The organism is Prauserella flavalba (genome assembly GCF_003202235.1).
GTDB lineage: Bacteria > Actinomycetota > Actinomycetes > Mycobacteriales > Pseudonocardiaceae > Prauserella_A > Prauserella_A flavalba.
This window is the reverse complement of record NZ_MASU01000007.1, coordinates 75718-95663: the sequence shown is the minus strand read 5'-3', so window position 1 is coordinate 95663 and position 19946 is coordinate 75718. Positions and strand designations below refer to the sequence as shown.

Sequence of the window (19946 nt, the reverse complement as noted above, 5' to 3'; positions counted from 1 at the left end):
CCCCGGCTCCACGGACCAGAACGACAGGGACAAGCATGAGTGAGCCCATCCTGCACATCACCGGCCTGAACAAGAGCTTCGGGCCGGTTCACGTCCTGCACGACATCGACTTCGACGTCCGTGCGGGTGAGGTCACCGCACTGGTCGGTGACAACGGGGCCGGCAAGTCGACGCTCGTCAAGTGCATCGCGGGCATCCACGGAGCCGACTCCGGCACGATCGAGTTCCAGGGCAGGGAAGTGCACATCCGCAGCCCCAAGGATGCCGCGCAGCTCGGCATCGAGGTCGTGTACCAGGACCTCGCTCTGGCCGACAACCTCGACATCGTGCAGAACATGTTCCTCGGCAGGGAGCGCGGCAGCGCGTGGCTGCTCGACGAGGCCAGCATGGAGAAGGCGGCGCGGGAGACCCTCGCGTCGCTGTCGGTGCGCACCGTGAAGTCCGTGCGCACCCCGGTCTCCGCGCTGTCCGGCGGGCAGCGGCAGACGGTGGCCATCGCGAAGTCGGTGCTGTGGGACAGCAAGGTCGTGCTGCTGGACGAGCCGACCGCGGCGCTCGGTGTCGCGCAGACCCGGCAGGTGCTGGACCTGGTCCGCAGGCTCGCCGAGCAGGGGCTCGGCGTGGTGCTGATCAGCCACAACATGGCCGACGTCTTCGAGGTCGCCGACCGCATCGCCGTGCTGTACCTCGGCCGGATGGCCGCGGAGGTCTACACCAAGAACGTCACCCACGGCCAGGTCGTGGAGCTGATCACCGCGGGCCGCTCCGGCGACATCGGACTCGCCCGTCCCGAGCACGCCGTGCTGTGAGCGGCACCGTGAACGAGAAAGAACCCACCATGACTCAGACCCCCACGGCGTCGTCGCCGAACACGGCGATCACCGACTTCGGTATCGACACCACCACCATGTCGACGTCCGAGGCCGTGCGCGACTACTTCTCCCGGCTGCGGGCGGGCCAGCTCGGCTCGCTGCCCGCGCTGCTCGGGCTCGTCGCGCTCGTCATCATGTTCGCCTCGCTGTCCGACGTCTTCCTGTCGCTCAACAACCTCGCGAACCTGCTCGCCCAGGGCGCCGGGCAGACGATCATCGCGATGGGCATCGTGTTCGTGCTGCTGGTCGGCGAGATCGACCTGTCGGCGGGCACGGCCTCCGGCGTCGCGGGCGCGGTGCTCGCGATGCACTTCGCCGAGAACGGGAACCTGCTGGGCGGCATGGGTTCCACCGTCTTCATCCTCTTCCTCGCCGCGCTGGGGCTCGGAGCGGTGCTCGCGATGCTGTTGCGCATCTGGGCCGGTGCCGCGATGTCCGTGCTGGGCATCGTGATCGCGGCGTCGGGCATGTCGGCCAACCCGTGGATCGAGATGCTGCTGGCGTTGTGCACGGGCACGGCGATCGGCTGCATCACCGGCTACCTCGTGTCCCGCATCGGCATGCCGTCCTTTGTGGTCACTCTGGCGCTTTTCCTTGCCTGGCAAGGAGTCATCCTGCAGTTCATCGGCGAGGGCGGGGTGATCGGCATCAGCAGCTCGCCGGTGCTGGACAAGGTCGCGAACGGTAACCTCTCGGTGCTCGGCAGCTGGCTGCTGTGCGTGGTCGCGGTCGGCGGGTTCGCGGCGGCGACGCTCGGCAGGCACTTCACGCGCCTGCGGCGCGGCCTGGTCACGCAGCCCACGTCGATCGTGCTGTTCAAGGTCGGCGGTATCGCGGCGATCGGCATCGCCGCCACCGCGCTGCTGACGATCAACCGCTCGCCCAACGACAACATCGTGATCACCGGTGTGCCGTACGTGGTGCCGATCGTGCTCGGCCTGCTCGTGATCGGGACCTACGTGCTGAACCGGACGCGCTACGGCAGGCACATCTACGCCGTCGGCGGCAACCGCGAGGCGGCACGCCGCGCGGGTGTCAACGTCACGAAGATCCGCGCGAGCGTGTTCGTGGTGTGCTCGTCGGTCGCCGCGCTCGGCGCGATCGTCTACTCGTCGAAGGTCGGCTCGGTGGACCCGCAGGCGGGTGGCCTGAACACCCTGCTGTTCGCCGTCGGTGCGGCCGTGATCGGCGGCGCGTCGCTGTTCGGCGGCCGGGGCCGGGTGTCCGACGCGGTGATCGGTGGGACCGTGCTCGCCGTCGTCGCCAACGGTCTGGGCCTGCTGCGGCAGCCCGCCGCGGTCGTGTCGATCGTGACCGGACTGGTGCTGCTGCTGGCCGCCACCGTCGACGCGCTGTCGCGCCGGCGGGCGGCCTCCGCGACACGATGAGTTCGGGTGATGGAACGATAACGTCGTGACCAGCACACCCGTTTCCCGACCAGACGAGGTGCGCCGGTACAACCGATCGAGCCTGCTCCGCCTCCTCCACGTGGGCGGCCCGGTCACCAGGGCCACCCTGGCGACCGAGCTCGGGCTGAACCGCAGCACCATCAAGACGCTCGTCGACGGCCTCGCCGAGGCGGGCGTGGTCGAGGAACGGGTGCCCCGGCCTGGCCGCGGCGCGGGCAGGCCGTCGCTGCTGGTGCTGCCGCAGCCACAGGCCGCCGTGGTGCTCGCGGTGGACGTCCAGGTGGAGCACGTGGCGATCGCGCTCGTCGGGCTCGGCGGGCTGATCCTCGGCCGTAACAGCTGGAACCTGCACGGCCGCACCGGCGAGCCGGGCGAGGTGATCACCCACGTGCTGGAGTCGACGGCGTGGCTGGCCGCCGACCTCGGCCTGAAGCCCGTCGCGTGCGGCATCTCGGTGCCCGGCGTGGTGCGGCGCTCGGACGGCCAGGTGCACGAGGCCCCGAACCTGCGCTGGTCGGAGGTCGCGCTCGGCGCGCGCATGTCGGCGGGCCTCGGCGTGCCCGTGGTGGTCGGCAACGACGCCGAGCTCGGCGCGCTGGCCGAGCACCTGCGCGGGGCGGCACGCGGCGCGTCGGACGCCGTGTTCGTGTCGGCGGACATCGGCGTCGGCGGGGGAGTGATCGCCCAGGGCTCGTCGCTGCGCGGCTCAGGGGGCTACGTGGGGGAGATCGGCCACATGGTCGTCAACCCCCACGGCCGCGCCTGCTACTGCGGCAACGTGGGGTGCTGGGAGACCGAGGTCGGCGAGGCGGCGCTGCGCAGGGCGCTCGCGCTGCCGCAGGACAGCCCGCGTGGCGCGATCGTCGTCGAGCTGCGCGAGCTGGGGCAGGATGCCGCCGCCTCGCTCGCGCGGCTCGGCGAGTTCGCCGAATGGCTCACGCTCGGCCTGGTCAACGTGGTGAACCTCCTGGGCCCCGAGCTGGTGGTGCTCGGGGACCTGTTCACGGCCCTGCCGCCCGCCCTGCTGGACCGCGTGGGCGAGGAGGTCCGCACCCGCAGCATGGTGAGCCGCGCGGTCGGCGGCGTGCGGATCGAGAAGTCCTCTCTCGGCGCCGACGTCAAGCTGCTCGGCGCCGCCGAGGCCGCCTTCGAAGGCGTTCTCGACAGCGTCTGAGTCAGGCCCGCACCCTCCGCCGCCACGCCAGCAGTACGTCGAGCACCAGGAACGCCACGAGCGAGACGCCCAGCAGCGGCAGGAACCAGCCGATCGTGACCGCGGCGGCGCCGAGCAGCACCAGTCCCCACGGCGGGATCCTCCGCCAGGCACCGCGCGGGAACGGCCTGCCGGCGCCGAACGCGGCGTCCCTCGTGGGCCTGCGCTGCCACCACATGCGGTAGCCGAGCACCACGAGCGTGAGCACGGCGACGCACACGATCGCGAGCACGAGCTGGTTGGGCAGGCCGAACAGCAGGCCCATGTGGGCGTCGATGCCCCAGCGCGCGAACTTGGCCATGAGCGGCCAGTCCTCGAAGCGCTGCACCTCGAGCACCTCGCCGGTGGCCGGATCGATCGCGGCCGCGTCCTGAGCCGAGGGCCAGCTCCGCTCGGTCCGCTGCACGACGTAGACCTCGCCCTCGGCCGACGGCGGCCTGATCTCCACAGGGTCGGCGAGACCGTCGTTGCGCGCCGACGCGAGCACCCGGTCGAGCCCGACGTCGGTGACCGGTGCCGCACCCTCGTGCGCGTGCCCGCTCGCGCCGTGCTCGGCGTGCTCCCCGGCCGAGGCCGACACCGACGGCGTCTGCCACGAGAGCGCCTCCCTGAGCTTGCCGACGTTCTCCCCGGCGAACTGCGACCACGTGAGCCCGGTGGCCGAGAGGAACAGCAGCACCAGCGCCACCCACGTGCCCGTGGCGCCGTGCCAGGACAGCGTGCGCTGCCTGCCCTTCGCCGCGCGGTCGGGCACGAGTCGCCTGCGGCGCCGCCTGCCCCACCACAGCGCCAGCCCGCCGAGCACCACGACCCACAGCCAGCTCGCGGCGAGCTCGCTGTAGACGCGGCCCACGTCGCCGAGGTGCAGACCACGGTGCAGCTGGTCCAGCCACGCGCGCAGCGGCAGCGCCTGCCCCGAGCCGTAGGTCTCCAGCACGCCCCGGACCTCGCCGTCGTGCGGGTTGACGAACACGGTGTGGTGGTAGCTCTCCGCGAGCCCCGGCGTGTCGAAGAGCACCTGTGTGGTGTCGGTCGGCGACGGCGAGGGCCGCACCGAGGCGAGTGTGCTGCCGGGCAGCTCGGCCCGCGCCGCGGCGACCTGCTCGCTCAGCGGCACCGACACCGGCGAGGCCGGGACGTGCAGCTCGTGGTCGTAGATCGCCTCTTCGAGCTGCGGCGCGAAGATGTAGAGCAGGCCCGTCAGCGCGGCGACCAGGATGAACGGGCCGACGAGGATGCCCGCGTAGAAGTGCAGCCGCAGCAGCAGTGGCCGGAGTGTCCAGCGGTTCGGCGGTTCGGCACGCGGGGTCTCGGTCTCGGCCTCGGTCGACATGCCTGACAGGTCGGCGGCCGGCCCGGTCCGGTTCCCGGAACCTCAGGGTGTGGTGCGAGTCACTGTGTTCCGGATAGCCGAACGGGCGGGGACCCTGGTGAGGATCCCCGCCCGTTCTCGCGGCTGATGGTGACGGCTCAGCGCTGGATGTCGGCTTCCAGCTCCTTGAGCTTGGCTTCGTACTCGCGGCCGTGGTGCCCGCAGAACAGCAGCTCGCCGCCGCTGGGGAGTACTGCGCGCATCTGTGCGGCTGCTCCGCAGCGGTCGCAACGGTCCGCGGCGGTCAGTTCGGGGCGGGTGAGCGTCGGTGAAGTCATTGGAGTCTCCCTCCGTCCCGGCATCGGCACGCCGATGCCATCAGTTCAGCCGCGATCACCTCGTCGGGCCGGGTGCCTTCCTCGGTGTTCGCTGCTTCCACTCTTGCAGACGTTTCGCCGCCCGCAAGTGTTCCCGCGTGTGTGGGAGGTGTGTCACGTCGATTTACCCCGGATGTCCTAGATCCATCCCGCCATGCAGGATGCGAACTCCACCCGCACCACGTTTCCCATGGTCAGGCACCATCGTTGCGTGGACATTGCGGCGTCGAAACGGCGGATCGACAGGCTTCCCGCCCCGATCTTGTTCGTTCTCAGCGGAATTTCGATGTACGTCGGCGCGGCGCTCGCGGTGTGGCTTTTCGACGTGGCGTCACCGTCCGGAGTCGCGTGGTTGCGCTGTCTGGGTGCCGCGGTGATCCTCCTGGCGTGGCGCCGCCCCGGCCGTGCGGCGTGGCGGGGCCGTCCGCTGCTGCTCGCGGGCGCGTTCGGGGTCGTGACGGCGGGCATGAACGTCGTGTTCTACGAGGCCATCGCCCGGCTGCCGCTCGGCACGGTCGTCGCGCTGGAGTTCGTGGGACCGGTCGTGGTCGCCGCGTTCGGCTCGCGGGGCCGCCGCGACATCGCGGCGCTGGTGTTCGTCGCGGTCGGCGTGGTCTGCATCGCCGACGTCCAGCTGCGCGGCAGCCCGTCGGGCGTGGCGTTCGCGCTGGCGGCCGCCGCGGCGTGGGCCGGCTACATCGTGCTGGGCAGGAAGGTCGCGCTCGGCGGCAACGGCATCGACAGCCTCGCCGTGGGCTTCGCCGTGGCGACCGCGCTGCTCTCGCCCCTGGCGCTCGGCACGGGCGGCGTCTGGGGTGCGCCGGACCTGCTGGTGATGGGCATCGGTGTCGGGCTGCTCTCCACCGTCGTGCCCTACGTGCTGGACCAGGTGGTGCTGCGGCGCGTCGGGCAGGCCCGGTTCGCGGTGCTGCTGGCGCTGCTGCCGGTGACGGCCACGGTGACCGGCCTGGTGGTGCTCGGGCAGGTCCCCAGCCTGCTGGAGGCGCTCGGCATCCTCGCCGTCGTCGCGGGCGTGGCCCTGCGCTCCCGCGACCCGGACGAGGGCACGGCGGTGCGCGAGCCGCCGTGATGCGTGACCGTGAGCGATCTCACTGGCAGGATGAGCCGATGAGCAAGGCGGCGTCGGCGGCGGCCAAGGACCTCGCGCTCGCCGGAGTGCGCGGCGTCCACCTCGCCTGGGCCGACAACAACGGCATCCCCCGCTCCCGGATCGTGCCCATCGGCGGCCTCGCCGACGCCGCGACGCGAGGCGTGGGCGCGACCACGCTGTTCGCCGTTTTCGACACCCACGACCGCATCACCTACGGCCATCCGGGCCTGAGCACGCCCTCAGCTGACATCCGGCTGTTCCCGGTCCTGGAGCGCCTGCGCAGGCTCGCGGGCCAGCCCTCGCTCGCGTGGGCGCCCGCACGGCAGGTCTCCGCCGACGGCTCGCCGTGGCCGTACTGCCAGCGCGCCGTGCTCGAACGCGTGGTCGCCGACGCGGCGGGCAGGGGCTTCGAGCTGCGCGCCGGGTTCGAGCTGGAGTTCGCCATCGCACCGGCCGGCAGCGCCGACATCGCTTCCTCGCCCGGTCACACGGGACCCGCGTACAGCCCGCACGCGCTGGTCGGCGTCGACGACTTCGTGGCGGGCCTGCTCCACGACTTCGAGGCCAACGGGCTGCCGATCGGCCAGCTGCACGCCGAGTACGGCCTTGCCCAGCTGGAGCTGAGCCTCGCCGCGACCGATCCGGTCTCGGCGGCCGACGACCAGCTGCTCGCCCGGCAGACCATCCACGCCGCCGCCCACGCGCACGGGCTGCGGGCGAGCTTCGCCCCGCTCGTCAGTCCGCAGGCCGCGGGCAACGGCTGGCACGTGCACACCTCGGTGCGGTGCAAGGGCCGCAACCTCCTCGCCGGCCGGGACCGGCCAGGACCCGACGCTGCGGCCTACGTCGCGGGCCTGCTGCGCGACCTGCCCGCGTTGACCGCCGTGACGGCTCCGAGCGTGGTGTCCACCGCCCGGCTGCGACCGGGCTACTTCGCGAGCGCGTTCACGTTCTGGGGCACGGAGAACCGCGAGGCGCCACTGCGGTACGTGCCGGGCACGGAGCTGCTCGGCGACGACCACGCCAACGTCGAGTACAAGCCCTGCGACGCCTCCGCGAACCCGTACCTGGCGCTCGCCGTGCTGTTCACCGCGGGGCTTGCGGGGATCGAGGACGGCCTCGAACCGCCCGCGCCGCTGGCCGGGGACCCCGGCACGTGGAGTTCCGGGGAGCGGCAGGCCGGCGGGGTGAGCAGGCTGCCCGCGTCGCCCGGGGAGCAGGCGACCGCGCTCGCCGCGTGCCCCCGTGTCGCCGGTGTGCTGGGGGCGGAACTGCTCGGCGCGTTCCAGGCCGTGCGCGCGTCCGACGCCGAGTGGGCGGAAGGCAAGCCGTTGCACGAGATCGTCGGCGCTCACCTGTGGCGGTACTGACGCCGTGCCGCTGTCCGACGAGGTGCGCCGGCTGCCCGGCGCGGGAACGGTGCTCGCGCTGGCCGCCGCCGAACGCCCGCAGAAGGACGAGCTGTGCGGCGCCTTCGTGGGTCTGGTCGCGTTGCGTGCGGGCGGAACCGGTGTGACCGACCAGGACGAGGTGGCGCTCGCGGCCGGCACCGTGCTCGCCGAGGGTGCCCCGTCCGGCAGCCTCCCGCCCGGGGAGAAGGGCCGCGCCGACTTCCGGCTCGCCCTGCCCCGGACGCCTGACCCCGCGCGGGCGGGAACGTCCGCGATCGGGGTGGCGCGGGCGATCGAGACGCTCTCCGGGGGCACGCTCGCGGCCGTGCCCGCGCGCGGCGAATGGTCGGCGTCCGTGCTGGCGTGGCTGCTCGGCGGTTTGCGCGAACTGCCGCTCGTCGCCGTCATCGCCAATGTGGACACCGCCGCGTTCGCCGCGCCCGACACCCCGCCGAGGGCGCTGCGCGACTACCTCGACACCGGTCTCGTTCCACTGTGGACGTCGCGCTGGCGGGTCGGCCACTTCGTGTTCGTCGCCGGCGTGCTGCCCGGCGCGGAGGGCACCCTCGTCTCCATAGTGGACACCTATGAGTCGTTGGGCGACAACGGGGTTCACCTGCAGCCGATCGGGCACGTCGCCGCGGCGCTGCGGCGCGAGGGCGGCGCGCCCGGTGGCCTGCTGCTCGTGGTGCCCGCCGCCGCGGCCGAGGCCGTCCGTGCGGTGGTGACCGGGTCGGGGCTGCGTGCCGAGCTGTGGGACAACGGCAGCCCCGCGCCCCTCACCTGAGCGACTTCTCCCGCTCCTCCACGGCCAGCCGCGAGTGCCTGCGCCCGTAGCACAGGTAGATCAGCAGGCCCAGCAGCAGCCACGCGCCGAACCGGATCCACGTCAGTACGTCCAGGTTCAGCATGAGGTAGAAGCACGCGAGCGCGGCCACGACCGGCAGCACGGGGGAGAGCGGCACGCGGAACGGGCGCCGCAGATCGGGCCTGGTGCGGCGCAGCACGGGCACCGCGATCGCCACGATGATCATCGCCGAGAGGGCGCCGATGCTGACCATGTCGGCGAGCTCGCTGATCGGGACGAACGCGGCGAGCAGGGCGATCAGCACCGCACCGCCGATCGTCACGCGGTGCGGGGTTCCCCAGCGCGGGTGCACCCGGCCCAGCGGCTTCGGCAGCAGCCCGTCGCGGCCCATCGCGTAGCCGATCCGGCCGATCGTCACCAGCTCCACCATCATCACCGACGTCAGGCCCGTGATGGCGCCGAGCGAGATGAGCGCGGCCACCCAGTGCTGGCCCACCGAGCCGAACGCGGCGGCCAGCGGTGCGCCCTCGTCGATGTCGGTGAACGGCACCATGCCGGTGAGCACGAGCGACACGCCGAGGTAGAGCAGCGCGCACAGCCCGAGCGCGCCGAGGATGCCGACGCGCAGGTCCTTGCTGGGGTTGCGGGTCTCCTCGCCGAGGTTGGCCAGTGCCTCGAACCCGGTGTAGGCGAAGAACACCACGGCCGCGGCGGTGAGCATCCCGGCGAGGCCGTACACCGACTGCTCCAGTCCGAGCGCGGCCTGCACCACCGGCTGGTGCAGGGTGCTCGTGCCGTCCTCGGCGGGTTGCGCAGGCGGGACGAACGGGGTGAGGTTCGCGGCCTTGACGAAGAAGGCGCCGACACCGATCACCAGCACGCACACGGCGACCTTGACGATCACGAGCGCGTTGGTGACCACGGCTGACTCACGGATGCCGACGACGGCGATCACCGTGAGCACGGCGATGATCACCACCGCGCCGAGGTTCACCACGGCGTCCTCGCCGAACAGCTCCTGCGGCAGGCCGAGCAGGTTCGCCAGGTAACCGGACCAGCCGCGGGACACCACGGCCGCGCCGAGCGCGAACTCCAGCAGCAGGTCCCAGCCGATGATCCACGCGAACACCTCGCCGAGGGTCGCGAACGCGTAGGTGTAGGCACTGCCCGCGGTCGGCACGCTGGAGGCCAGCTCGGCGTAGCAGAGCGCCGCGAGGCCCGCGACCACGGCGCCGATCAGGAACGACAGTGTCACCGACGGGCCCGCGTGGGTCTTCGCCTCGACGCCGGCGAGGGTGAAGATGCCGGTGCCGATGATGATCCCGACTCCGAAGCCGACCAGGTCCCGGCCCTTGAGCCGTCGCTTCAGCTCGCTCTTTTCCTGCCGTTGGAGAACGTCGTCGACGTTCAGCGTCCGGAAAATACCCACCCGCGACACGGTAATTCACGCCGGTGACCGCCGCTCGGCAACGTGATACCGCTCAACCACCCAGCTCGCTGGCCAGCAGCGCGGCCTGGACCCGCGAGTGCAGGTGCAGTTTGGTCAGCACGCGCGACACGTGGGTCTTCACCGTGGTCTCGCCGATGAACAGCTTCGCCGCGATCTCGGCGTTCGACAGCCCCTCGCCGAGACACGCGAGCACCTCGCGCTCCCGGGCGGTGAGGTGCTCCAGGCCCGCGGGCCGAGGCGGTGCGGGCGAGCTCCGGGCGAACGCGCTGATGAGCTTGCGCGTCACCTGCGGGGCCACCACGCCCTCGCCCGCCGCGACCAGCCGCACGGCCTCCACCAGCCGGGGCGCCTCGACCGACTTGAGCAGGAACCCGGCCGCACCGGCCCGCAGGGCGCCGTACACGTACTCGTCGAGGTCGAACGTCGTGAGCACCAGCACCTCGGCCAGGTTCTCGCCGACGAGCCGGCGCGTGGCGGTGATGCCGTCGACGTCGGGCATCCGCACGTCCATGAGCACCACGTCCGGCCTGAGTGCCCGGGCCTGCCGGACCGCCGCGGCGCCGTCGGCGGCCTCACCGACCACTTCGATCCCCTCGGCGCCGGAGAGGATCATCACGATGCCTGCCCTGATCGCGCCGTGATCGTCGGCGACGACGACACGGATACTCATGCCGTGGCCTCCGGCACCGGCAGCGCGGCGTGCACGCGCCAGCCCCGCCCGCCGGGCCCCGCCGCGAACGACCCGCCCACGGCGGCAGCCCGTTCCCGCATGCTCAGCAGCCCGGTCCCGGCCTCGCCCGCACGCGCGGAACCGGTGAGCTCGTTGGTGACCTCCACCGTGAGCACGCCGTCGGCGTGCCGGATCGTGAGCGTCGCGTTCGCGCCGGGCGCGTGCTTGACCGCGTTGGTCAGCGCCTCCTGCGCGATCCGGTACGCGGTGAGGTCCACGGCCGCCGGCAGCGGCGTGGCCGGGTCGAGATCGGTGTGGACGTCGAGCCGCATCCCGCTCGCCCGCGCCGACTCGGTGAGCCGGGAGAGCCCGGCGAGCCTGGCGGGTGCGGTCACCTCCCCGTTGCCGTGGTCCCGCAGCAGCCCGATCATCGTCCGCATCTCCTCCAGCGCGCTCACACTGTTCTCCCGCACCGATGTCAGTACCGTCCTCGCGGCCTGGGGGTCCGTTGTGGACAGAGCGGCCTCCGACTGCAGCGCGATCGCCGACAGGTGGCCGGCGATGACGTCGTGCAGATCCCGTGCCATGCGGGCACGTTCGGCCGCCACGGCGGCGTCGCGGTCCAGCTCGGCGATCCTCGCCAGCTGCGCCGCGTTGGCGCGTTCGGTCTCGGTCAGCTCGCGGTGCCACCGGATGTCGGTACCCCACCACACCGGAATCGCCACGAACGGCGTGTACACCACGATCACGAGCACCGCGATCCGCCAGTCGGGCACGAGCAGCAACGCGATCACCGACGCCGCGAGGGCGCCCACCGCCGTGAGCGTCACCATCGCCCTGCTCAGCCGCCGCGAGCCGTACAGCGTCGCCGCGTACAGCGCGTCCCCGAACGCCAGCAGCATCGGCACCGTGACCCCGAGGGCGGCGTCCACGGCCAGTGGCACGAGCGCCACGCACAGCAGGAGCCCCGGTGCGCGCCTGCGCAGCAACAGCAGCGAGCACAGCACGCCCAGCAGCGCGTACCGTGTCCACATCGGAATGTGCCCACCGCCGAGCAGCGAGTGCAGGCCCGCCGAGTAGAGCACGCCGCCGAGCCCGAAGTAGCCCGCGGCGATCACCGTGTCCTGGCCCCAGCGCGGCAGCCTGCGAAGCGGCTGGAAGTGCGATGGCACGTCACCATCACAGCACACCGCGCCGCAGCCCGGCGTCCTCCCAAGTGATGACGGCGGCCTCGTGCCCTTCGCCGATGCCTCGCCGCGCCCGCCGCCGCAGGCTGGGCCCCATGATCGAGGTTCTCGGAATCCTGCTCGTCGTCCAGGGCGTCGGCGGGCTCGTCAACCGGATCGCCGGCAGCAGCTCGGAGAGCTGGTTCGTGCAGCTGCACACGCTGCCGGACCCGCTGCACGTCCCGGCCAGCATCGCGATGGCCGTGCTCGGCGGGGTGCTCGCGACCATCGGCTCGGCCCGGCGCAAGAAGAACCCCTCGTGAGGGTTCCGGTGCCCGGAACCCTCACGAGGGGTGAGGGGGTCCTGCTGGTGGCGCGTCAGTCCAGGTAGTCGCGCAGCACCTGCGACCGCGACGGGTGCCGCAGCTTCGACATGGTCTTGGACTCGATCTGGCGGATGCGCTCGCGGGTCACGCCGTAGACCTGGCCGATCTCGTCTAAAGTCCTCGGCTGGCCGTCGGTGAGCCCGAACCGCAGCCGCACCACGCCGGCCTCGCGTTCGGACAGGGTCTGCAGCACCGACTGCAGCTGGTCCTGCAGGAGCGTGAACGACACCGCGTCGACCGCCACGACGGCCTCGCTGTCCTCGATGAAGTCACCGAGCTGCGAGTCGCCCTCGTCGCCGATGGTCTGGTCGAGCGAGATCGGCTCGCGGGCGTACTGCTGGATCTCGAGGACCTTCTCCGGGGAGATGTCCATCTCCTTGGCGAGCTCCTCAGGGGTGGGCTCGCGGCCGAGGTCCTGCAGCAGCTCGCGCTGGATCCGGCCCAGCTTGTTGATCACCTCGACCATGTGCACCGGGATACGGATGGTGCGGGCCTGGTCGGCCATCGCGCGGGTGATCGCCTGCCGGATCCACCACGTGGCGTACGTGGAGAACTTGAAACCCTTGGTGTAGTCGAACTTCTCGACCGCGCGGATCAGGCCGAGGTTGCCCTCCTGGATCAGGTCCAGAAACGCCATGCCGCGGCCGGTGTAGCGCTTGGCCAGCGACACCACCAGCCGGAGGTTCGCTTCGAGCAGGTGGCTCTTGGCCCGCTCGCCGTCGCGCACGATCCACTTGAGGTCGCGGCGCATCTGGGTGCTGAGCTTCTCGCCCTCGTCCTCGGCGACCCGCACCCGCTCGGCCGCGTAGAGCCCGGCCTCGATGCGCTTGGCGAGCTCCACCTCCTCCTCGGCGTTGAGCAGCGCGACCTTACCGATCTGCTTGAGGTAGGCGCGGACTGAGTCGGCCGAGGCCGTCAGCTCGGCGTCCTTGCGGGCCTGCCGCAGGGCCTCCGACTCCTCCTCGTCCCAGACGAAGTCGGGGTCGTTCGACGAGCGGGCCTTGGCAGGCGTGCCCGACTCCTCCTCGGCCTCGGACTCCTCGGAGTCCTCCTCCGTCACGGTCGCGTCGACGACGTCGACCTCCACCGCGTCGACGTCGAGGTCCGACAGGTCGACGTCCTCCAGATCGGCGGCGTCGACATCCTCGCTGAACTCGCCGTCCTCGCCCTTGGTCTTCGGCTTGTCCGACTTGGCGCTCTTGCGCGTCCTCGGGGACTTCGCGGGCGCCTTCTTCGCGGCCGACTTCTTCGCCGGGGTCTTCGCACCCGTGGCCGTGCCGTTCGCGGCCGCCGTGCTGTCCTCGGCTGTCGCTTCCTTGGCGGCGCTCGTTGTCTTCGTCGTCCCGCTTCGGGTTGCGGTCTTTGCGGCTGCCACGTACGCCCTTTCACAGCGGTCGATCATGACGAACCGGTACGCATGCGTCCCGGCTGCCTTAGATTCGGGGAACATACCCCGGCCTGCGGTTTTACCTCCCGCAGCCGAGGGCCGTGTTCCATTGTAACGACGATGCGGGCCAGCGTCGCCAGCGATCAACTTTCGCCTGGCGAGCCGGTGTGCCTCCGGGGGCGGCGCGGTCAGTGCTCGATGCCCTCCACGGCGGCCGCCGCCGCGCCCACGATCCCGGCGTTGTTCTGCAACGATGCGACCACGACGCGTGTCCGGATGTCGAGCAGCGGCACCCACTTCTCGGACTTCTTGCTGACGCCGCCGCCCACGATGAACAGGTCGGGCCAGATGAGGTTCTCGAGCACAGTCAGATAACGATCGACGCGCTTGGCCCACTCGGGGTACGACAGGCCCTCGTTGTCCTTCACCGACGCGGCGGCCTTCTTCTCCGCGTCGTGCCCGTCGACCTCCAGGTGGCCGAACTCGGTGTTCGGCACGAGCTTGCCGTCGTGGAACACGGCGCTGCCGATGCCGGTGCCGAACGTCAGCAGCGCGACCACGCCGTGCCGCCCGGCCGGGTCGCCGAAGCGCATCTCGGCCATGCCCGCGGCGTCGGCGTCGTTGAGCATGGCGACGTCGTCGACGTGCCTGCCCAGCCGCTTCGCGAACAGGGCGTCCGCGTCGGTGCCGATCCAGCTCGGGTCGATGTTCGCCGCGGTCTGCGCGACGCCCTTCTTGATGACGGCGGGCAGCGTGATGCCGACTGGGCCGTCCCAGCCGAAGTGGGCCACGATCTCGGCCACGACCTCGGCGACGGCGCCAGGCGTCGCCGGCTGCGGCGTGTCGATCCGCAGCCGGTCGCCGATCAGCTGGCCCTTCTCCAGATCGACAAGGGCGCCCTTGATGCCGCTGCCGCCGATGTCGATGCCGAAACCCCGGGTCGCCGTCATTGGCGTCGTCCCTTCCTATTCGATTCAGAAGCCATTGGCCGAGACTGTAGCCGGGTGTGGTCCCATGGTGGCGTGGGAGCCTTCGAAGCCACCGAACTCGACGCAGCCGAGGCCGCTGCCCTGACCACCGTCGCCGAGCAGGTCGCCGCCGAGGCCGCCGGGCTCGTCCTGCGCGCCCGCGAGTCCATGCTCGCGGGCCGCGCCGTGAGTGTCGACACCAAGACCAGCGCCACCGACGTGGTCACCGCCGTCGACCGCGAGTCGGAGCAGCTCATCCGTACCCGGCTCGCCGAGCTGCGCCCTGGGGAGCCGGTACTGGGCGAGGAGGAGGGTGGCCGGGCGGGCGACGGCGTCACGTGGGTCGTCGACCCGATCGACGGCACCGTCAACTTCCTCTACGGGCTCCCGGAGTTCGCCGTCTCCGTCGCGGCGCAGGTCGGCGGCGTGTCCGTGGCTGGTGCCGTCGTCGAGCCGGTGAGCGGGCGGCGCTGGACCGGCACGCGCGGGGCAGGGTCGTGGCTGGACGGCAGGCCGCTGCGGGTGTCGGAGCCGGAGCGGCTCGATCTGGCGCTGCTCGGCACCGGGTTCGCCTACGTGCCGGAGCGCAGGGCCCGTCAGGCGGAGCTGGTCGCGGGCCTGCTCGGCCACGTGCGCGACATCCGCAGGCCCGGCTCGGCGGCGCTGGACCTGTGCGCGGTGGCGGCAGGCTGGACCGACGCGTACTTCGAGCACGGGCTGCACCGCTGGGACTGGGCGGCGGGCGCCCTGATCGCCGCCGAGGCAGGCGCGGTCGTCTCGCTGCCGGGGGAGGACCCGGAGCTGGGCGTGGACGGCACGCTCGCGGCGGCACCCTCCATCGCCGACGCACTGCGCACCGCCGTCGTCAAATGCGGCGCGGGCGGAGTCTGACCACCCATTGATCGGCCCCCAAGGCCACCTTGGTTGCGTTCAACGCAACCAAGGTGGCCTTGGGGGCCGTTGGCTCAGCAGTGCTCGGGGCGGGTCTGGTCGAGGAGGGCCTGGTCGATGGTCGGGCCCCTGCCGGTCGACTGTTCCGAATCGCCGGTGCCGCGGTTCTGCGCCGACCACGCGTTGAGCCGGTCGAGCACGTCCCGTGCCGCCGTGGTCAGCCGCGCGTCGTTGAACGCGGTGCCGATCGCGAGGTCCACCGTCGCGTCCTGCCGGTTGTCCCGCACCAGCTCGAGGCACGGATCGACCAGCGCGACCGTGCGCGCCGCGCCTTCGCCGTTGGCGCCGTAGCGGATCTGGCCGTGGCAGTTCGCCTCGGCGCTGGCGTAGGCGGGGTCGTTCTCCGGCTCGGCGATCTGCGTGAACCCGAGCCGGCGCATACCCTCCGTGGTCATCGCGGCCTGGCCGCGCGTGCCGCTCGCGTTGAGCACCCGCACCGCCACGCGGTCCGGCGGCGTGGGCTGCGTGGCGTCGAGCGCGTCGTGGGGCTGCGGGGTGTAGGTGACGCCTCCGGTCGGAGTCGGCGACGGCTGACACCGGATCGCCTCTTCGAGGTCGGTGTTCGACGAAATGGCGTTCACCCACACGAACGCCGCCACGAGCCCCAGCACCCCGATCACGATCAGGGCAGGCAGCGGCTTGTACTTCCGGTACGGCTTGACCCGCCCGCTCCGGAAGCCCCCGTTCCCCGACACCACCGCGCCGTCCCTTCCGATCCCCGTCCGCACACGCCTTCGCCAGACACGTCGTTGCTGATCAGCCTAGGCGTTACAGGCTGAGCAGCGGAAAGCCCCATCGGATGGCACCACGCGGGCGCCGTGCGGGCAAGCGAACCATGCCGCCGGCCAGCCGCCCGATACCGCGGTGCACCCCGAATGGGTCACCGTACCGTTCGACCCGGGATTAGCCCTGTTGGGTGACGTATTTCAGGCCTTGGGTGACCTGTTTCGAGTTGGGGTACGCCGTGGGCTACCCTCTCCGGGCTCCGGGCGGGAAGTGAGTGTCTCGGGATAGAGACGACCCTCACTGTCTTTTCGGGCACAAACACGGGCGCTGGAACGTTGACCAGCGGCACGAAGGACTCACGAGCGGCGGGCTCGGGTGTCCGAAGTACTGATATCGAAGCTGATCGCAGGGGTGAAGGACAATGGCGACCGACTACGACGCTCCGCGCCGCAGCGAAGCCGACGAGCTTGCCGAAGACTCGTTGGAGGAGCTCAAGGCGCGGCGCAACGAGACGCAGTCCGGCGTGGTCGACGTGGACGAGGACGCGACCGCCGAGAACTTCGAGCTTCCGGGGGCCGACCTGTCGGGGCTGTCGGGTGAGGACCTGACCGTCAAGGTCGTGCCGAAGCAGGCTGACGAGTTCACCTGTTCGGTGTGCTTCCTGGTGCACCACCGCAGCCGCCTGGCCGAGGAGTCGGGTGGACGGCTGATCTGCCGCGACTGCGCCTGACGGACGACGCAGGCGCCTCGCGCGGGGGTGACGGCACCGGGAGGGGCTGGGGTTCTACGAAAGGGTGGTCGAGCGTGCGCTCGGCCACCCTGTTTCGTACCCGTGAACGCTCAGCCGGCTTCGCCGTGCCCGCGCAGCAGCTCCGCGAGCCGCTCCGGATGCCGCGTGCTGATCAGCCAGTACGGCGTGGGGTCCTCGGGGTCGGTGAGGTGGATCCGCACCATCGTGGGCACCCACCCGCGATGGGCGACGAACGCGGCGGGATCGAGTTCGGGGCCGAGCGCCTTGCGCTTGGCGGCCTTGCCGATCACCTCGACCTCGCCGACGAAACGCAGCGGCAGGTGCGCGTCGCCCACCCACAGCTCCCGCTCGGAGCCGCTGGTGACCGACACGGTGAGCCTGCCCATGCCCAGCAGCAGCACCACCACGACAGGCAGCAGGATCACGTAGGGCAGCCACGCCCGGACACCGGGGTAGCCCATGTGGATCTCGGCGGCCAGCAGCGCCCCGCCGAGCAGCGGCAGGGGCCAGCCCCACCACGACAGGTACAGGCGCTCCGAGTGCGCCAGGGCCGCCTTCGCTCGCGTACGTGTACTACTGCTCACGACGTCAGGGTAGTCTCGCGTGTCGTGTCCAGCGTGCAGGTCCTGCTCTCCCGCCTCGATCCCGGTGTCCCACTCCCCGCCTACGCCAGGCCCGGCGACGCCGGAGCCGACCTGGTGACCACGTCGGACGTGGTCCTGCAGCCGGGGGAGCGGGGCGTCGTGGGCACGGGCATCGCGATCGGGCTCCCGCCCGGCTACGCCGGGTTCGTCCACCCCCGGTCCGGCCTCGCGGCGCGGGTCGGGCTCTCGATCGTCAACACCCCGGGAACCATCGACTCCGGCTACCGGGGCGAGATCAGGGTGTGCCTCGTGAACCACGACCCGAAGGAACCGGTCGAGCTGTCGCGCGGTGACCGGATCGCCCAGCTGGTGGTGCAGCGGGTCGAGCACGCGGAGTTCGTGGAGGTCGCCGAGCTGGAGGGCACGGAACGGGGCGCGGGCGGATACGGTTCGACGGGTGGGCACGCGGCCCTCGGAACGGAGAAGTAGTGGGGATTTTCGGGCGTAAGCGCAAGGCCGGGCGCGCGCGGGACGACGAGTACACCGACGACGCGGCCTACGAAGACCACGACGGCTACGACGGCTACGACGGCTACGCCGACGACACGGACATCGAGGCGGAGGACGACGGTCCCGTCACGGGGCCCTACGACGTCGCCGACGCCCCCGACGACGGGCGCCCGCGCATGGACCTGGGGTCCGTGCGCGTGCCCGTGCCGGACGGCTCGCAGGTGCAGGTCGAGATGGACCAGCAGAGCGGCAACGTCCGCGCGGTGCACATCGTCACCGCCCACGGCCAGGTCACCGTCAGCGCCTACGCGGCGCCCCGCTCGGGCGGGCTGTGGACGGACGTGAGCGCCGAGCTGGCCGAGCAGCTGCGGGCCGATGGTGCGAAGGTGACCTCCGGCCGGGGCGAGTGGGGGACCGAGCTGTCGGCGATCGTCGGCGAGGTGGCGCTGCGGTTCGTCGGCGTGGACGGCCCGCGCTGGATGCTGCGTGGCGTGATCGCGGGCCCGCAGTCGCAGGCCGCGCAGGCGCCGATGGTGCTGCGGGACATCGTGCGGGAGTCGATCGTGGTGCGCGGCGACTCGCCGATGCCGGTGCGCACGCCGCTGCCGATCACGCTGCCCGAGTCCATCGCGGCGCACATCGCCGAGCGGCAGGCCCAGCAGGGCTGAGTCCCACCGTCAGGGCCGGGACGGCCCCGCGGTGAGCGCCCGCAGCCACGCGAGCACCGCGGCCCGGCCGAGCGCCTCGCGGTCGGCGCCGAACGCCGCGAGGCTCGTCTCGCACACGCTGGCCCTGGGCAGCGCGGCCGCCCAGGCGTGCGCCACCGACACGGGGTGCACCGGATCGTCCACGCACGCCGCGATGCCGACGGGGACGTCGAGCGCGCGCAGCCGGTGCAGCTCGGGGGCGCGGTGGGCGGCGGCGGAGCGCAGACTGCCCGCAAGCCCGTCGCCGTGCCTGCGCCACGCCCGGTCGAGCTCCCCGGCGAGCCACGGCGCGACGCCCTGGGTGGACGTGGCCAATGCCGCCTCGAGGCCCTCGCGCTCCACCAACTCGGCCGAGGCCCTCGCCGCGAGGGCGGCGGGCGCCTCTCCGGGGTCGCCGTTCCACGCTGGCAGGGCCACCAGTACCCCCGCACACCGATCCGGGTTGCGCAGCGCCCACTCGGCCGCCAGGTGGGCGCCGAGCGAGATCCCGCCCGCCAGCACGGGTCCCTCCACCGACTCGGCCCACTCGTCGAGCAGACCGAGGCAGCCGGTCACCACCGCGTCGCCGGGTGGCGGGGGCGGGGCCACGAACCCGACACCCAGCGCCCCCAGCGGACCCTCGAAAACGGAACGGACAAAAACCTCGTCCGACCCTGTTCCGGGCAGGACGACGGCGGTTGATCTCGGCATAACGGAGGTCACGTTGCGATACTGGCGGAAGTCGGCTTCCCTTGCTGCGACAGAGCTACGCTGAATACGCACGGGCCAATCAAGTCGGGGGCCCCGGAGCACAGGAGCAGGCGCCTATGTCCGCCAAAGAGGGCGGCTACTTCAGCCGGTTGGTTCGCAAACTGACCAGTGACATCGAGCAGCTGGACGCCGACGACCTTTCCGAGAAGTCAGAGGCCGGTGGCGCACAGCGCGCGTGTGACTGCCGGTCGGGCGAGGAAGTGACCGTGCTGGGCCGGTTACGGAGTGTTGATTTGTGTCCGGCCAGCGAAGCCGCCACTCTGGAGGCGGAGTTGTTCGACGGTACGGACGAGGTCACGCTGGTGTGGCTCGGCCGGCGCCGGATCCCCGGGATCGAGCCGGGGCGCACCATCAAGGTCCGCGGCCGGATGGCCGAACGCAACGGTCAGAAGGTGCTGTACAACCCGTACTACGAACTGTTGCAGACCACCTGAGTGAGAGTTTTCG

At 71.7% G+C, this 19946-nt stretch carries 22 protein-coding genes; 12 read left to right on the top strand and 10 right to left on the bottom strand.

The window, feature by feature from the left end:
* Positions 1-35 precede the first annotated feature (35 nt).
* The 3 genes from BA062_RS18940 to BA062_RS18930 are packed head-to-tail and all read left to right on the top strand — an operon-like array spanning position 36 to position 3455.
* On the top strand, positions 36-809 hold the full coding sequence (locus tag BA062_RS18940; RefSeq protein WP_110338545.1) for an ATP-binding cassette domain-containing protein: 774 nt from the start codon (positions 36-38) through the stop codon (positions 807-809).
* Positions 810-838: 29 nt separating this feature from the next.
* Positions 839-2260, top strand: coding sequence for a sugar ABC transporter permease (locus tag BA062_RS18935; protein WP_110339052.1), 1422 nt, complete (start codon positions 839-841; stop codon positions 2258-2260).
* 25 nt (positions 2261-2285) lie between these two features.
* Complete coding sequence (locus BA062_RS18930) at positions 2286-3455, top strand: ROK family transcriptional regulator (protein ID WP_110338543.1); 1170 nt, start codon at positions 2286-2288, stop codon at positions 3453-3455.
* Position 3456: 1 nt separating this feature from the next.
* Here the strand turns inward: BA062_RS18930 and BA062_RS18925 are convergent, their stop codons facing one another.
* Both BA062_RS18925 and BA062_RS18920 read right to left on the bottom strand, forming a co-directional pair.
* The gene (locus tag BA062_RS18925) at positions 3457-4827 is read right to left on the bottom strand and encodes a PepSY-associated TM helix domain-containing protein (RefSeq protein ID WP_110338541.1); all 1371 of its coding nucleotides are present in this window, start codon (positions 4825-4827) and stop codon (positions 3457-3459) included.
* Between the two features lie 137 nt (positions 4828-4964).
* Positions 4965-5144 carry a DUF7455 domain-containing protein gene (locus tag BA062_RS18920; RefSeq protein ID WP_110338539.1) on the bottom strand — a complete coding sequence of 60 codons (180 nt, stop codon included), beginning with the start codon at positions 5142-5144 and terminating at the stop codon, positions 4965-4967.
* 325 nt (positions 5145-5469) lie between these two features.
* On the opposite strand from BA062_RS18920, the gene BA062_RS18915 reads away from it, so the two are divergent.
* Genes BA062_RS18915 through BA062_RS18905 form a run of 3 tightly spaced genes read left to right on the top strand, consistent with a single transcriptional unit; the run spans position 5470 to position 8472 of the window.
* The gene (locus BA062_RS18915; protein ID WP_245959899.1) at positions 5470-6273 is read left to right on the top strand and encodes an EamA family transporter; all 804 of its coding nucleotides are present in this window, start codon (positions 5470-5472) and stop codon (positions 6271-6273) included.
* Between the two features lie 38 nt (positions 6274-6311).
* Positions 6312-7664 carry a type I glutamate--ammonia ligase gene (locus BA062_RS18910; RefSeq protein WP_110338537.1) on the top strand — a complete coding sequence of 451 codons (1353 nt, stop codon included), beginning with the start codon at positions 6312-6314 and terminating at the stop codon, positions 7662-7664.
* Positions 7665-7668: 4 nt separating this feature from the next.
* Positions 7669-8472: a DUF6885 family protein gene (locus tag BA062_RS18905; RefSeq protein ID WP_110338535.1), complete on the top strand. Its 804-nt coding sequence runs from the start codon at positions 7669-7671 to the stop codon at positions 8470-8472.
* Here BA062_RS18905 and BA062_RS18900 read toward each other — a convergent pair.
* The 3 genes from BA062_RS18900 to BA062_RS18890 are packed head-to-tail and all read right to left on the bottom strand — an operon-like array spanning position 8465 to position 11785.
* A complete protein-coding gene (locus tag BA062_RS18900) occupies positions 8465-9922 on the bottom strand; it encodes an amino acid permease (RefSeq protein ID WP_110338533.1) in 1458 nt (485 codons plus the stop codon). The genes BA062_RS18905 and BA062_RS18900 overlap by 8 nt on opposite strands.
* Before the next feature lie 52 nt (positions 9923-9974).
* Entirely contained in the window at positions 9975-10613 is a 639-nt protein-coding gene (locus BA062_RS18895) for a response regulator (protein WP_110338531.1), read from the bottom strand.
* Positions 10610-11785, bottom strand: a complete 1176-nt coding sequence (locus tag BA062_RS18890) for a sensor histidine kinase (protein ID WP_110338529.1) — start codon at positions 11783-11785, stop codon at positions 10610-10612. Before BA062_RS18890 ends, BA062_RS18895 begins: the two co-directional genes overlap by 4 nt.
* A 110-nt stretch (positions 11786-11895) precedes the next feature.
* Between BA062_RS18890 and BA062_RS18885 the strand changes: the two genes are divergently transcribed.
* Positions 11896-12102: a hypothetical protein gene (locus BA062_RS18885; protein ID WP_110338527.1), complete on the top strand. Its 207-nt coding sequence runs from the start codon at positions 11896-11898 to the stop codon at positions 12100-12102.
* Between the two features lie 55 nt (positions 12103-12157).
* Here the strand turns inward: BA062_RS18885 and BA062_RS18880 are convergent, their stop codons facing one another.
* Positions 12158-13567, bottom strand: a complete 1410-nt coding sequence (locus tag BA062_RS18880; protein ID WP_110338525.1) for an RNA polymerase sigma factor — start codon at positions 13565-13567, stop codon at positions 12158-12160.
* Between the two features lie 173 nt (positions 13568-13740).
* Positions 13741-14502, bottom strand: a complete 762-nt coding sequence (gene ppgK, locus BA062_RS18875; RefSeq protein WP_110338523.1) for a polyphosphate--glucose phosphotransferase — start codon at positions 14500-14502, stop codon at positions 13741-13743.
* 72 nt (positions 14503-14574) lie between these two features.
* Here ppgK and BA062_RS18870 point away from each other — a divergent pair, with 72 nt between their 5' ends.
* Complete coding sequence (locus BA062_RS18870) at positions 14575-15411, top strand: inositol monophosphatase family protein (RefSeq protein WP_245959898.1); 837 nt, start codon at positions 14575-14577, stop codon at positions 15409-15411.
* A gap of 74 nt (positions 15412-15485) precedes the next feature.
* Here the strand turns inward: BA062_RS18870 and cei are convergent, their stop codons facing one another.
* Positions 15486-16169, bottom strand: coding sequence for an envelope integrity protein Cei (gene cei, locus BA062_RS18865; protein ID WP_110339046.1), 684 nt, complete (start codon positions 16167-16169; stop codon positions 15486-15488).
* 449 nt (positions 16170-16618) lie between these two features.
* Between cei and BA062_RS18860 the strand changes: the two genes are divergently transcribed.
* Complete coding sequence (locus tag BA062_RS18860) at positions 16619-16927, top strand: DUF4193 domain-containing protein (RefSeq protein WP_009153915.1); 309 nt, start codon at positions 16619-16621, stop codon at positions 16925-16927.
* 110 nt (positions 16928-17037) lie between these two features.
* Here the strand turns inward: BA062_RS18860 and BA062_RS18855 are convergent, their stop codons facing one another.
* On the bottom strand, positions 17038-17532 hold the full coding sequence (locus BA062_RS18855) for a DUF3093 domain-containing protein (RefSeq protein ID WP_110338521.1): 495 nt from the start codon (positions 17530-17532) through the stop codon (positions 17038-17040).
* Between the two features lie 24 nt (positions 17533-17556).
* Between BA062_RS18855 and dut the strand changes: the two genes are divergently transcribed.
* Complete coding sequence (gene dut / locus BA062_RS18850; protein ID WP_110338519.1) at positions 17557-18021, top strand: dUTP diphosphatase; 465 nt, start codon at positions 17557-17559, stop codon at positions 18019-18021.
* Complete coding sequence (locus BA062_RS18845) at positions 18021-18710, top strand: DUF3710 domain-containing protein (protein ID WP_110338517.1); 690 nt, start codon at positions 18021-18023, stop codon at positions 18708-18710. Before dut ends, BA062_RS18845 begins: the two co-directional genes overlap by 1 nt.
* A gap of 9 nt (positions 18711-18719) precedes the next feature.
* On the opposite strand, the gene BA062_RS18840 is transcribed toward BA062_RS18845, so the two are convergent.
* Positions 18720-19439: an alpha/beta fold hydrolase gene (locus tag BA062_RS18840; protein WP_110338515.1), complete on the bottom strand. Its 720-nt coding sequence runs from the start codon at positions 19437-19439 to the stop codon at positions 18720-18722.
* 116 nt (positions 19440-19555) lie between these two features.
* Between BA062_RS18840 and BA062_RS18835 the strand changes: the two genes are divergently transcribed.
* Entirely contained in the window at positions 19556-19933 is a 378-nt protein-coding gene (locus tag BA062_RS18835) for an OB-fold nucleic acid binding domain-containing protein (RefSeq protein WP_110338513.1), read from the top strand.
* Positions 19934-19946 lie beyond the last annotated feature (13 nt).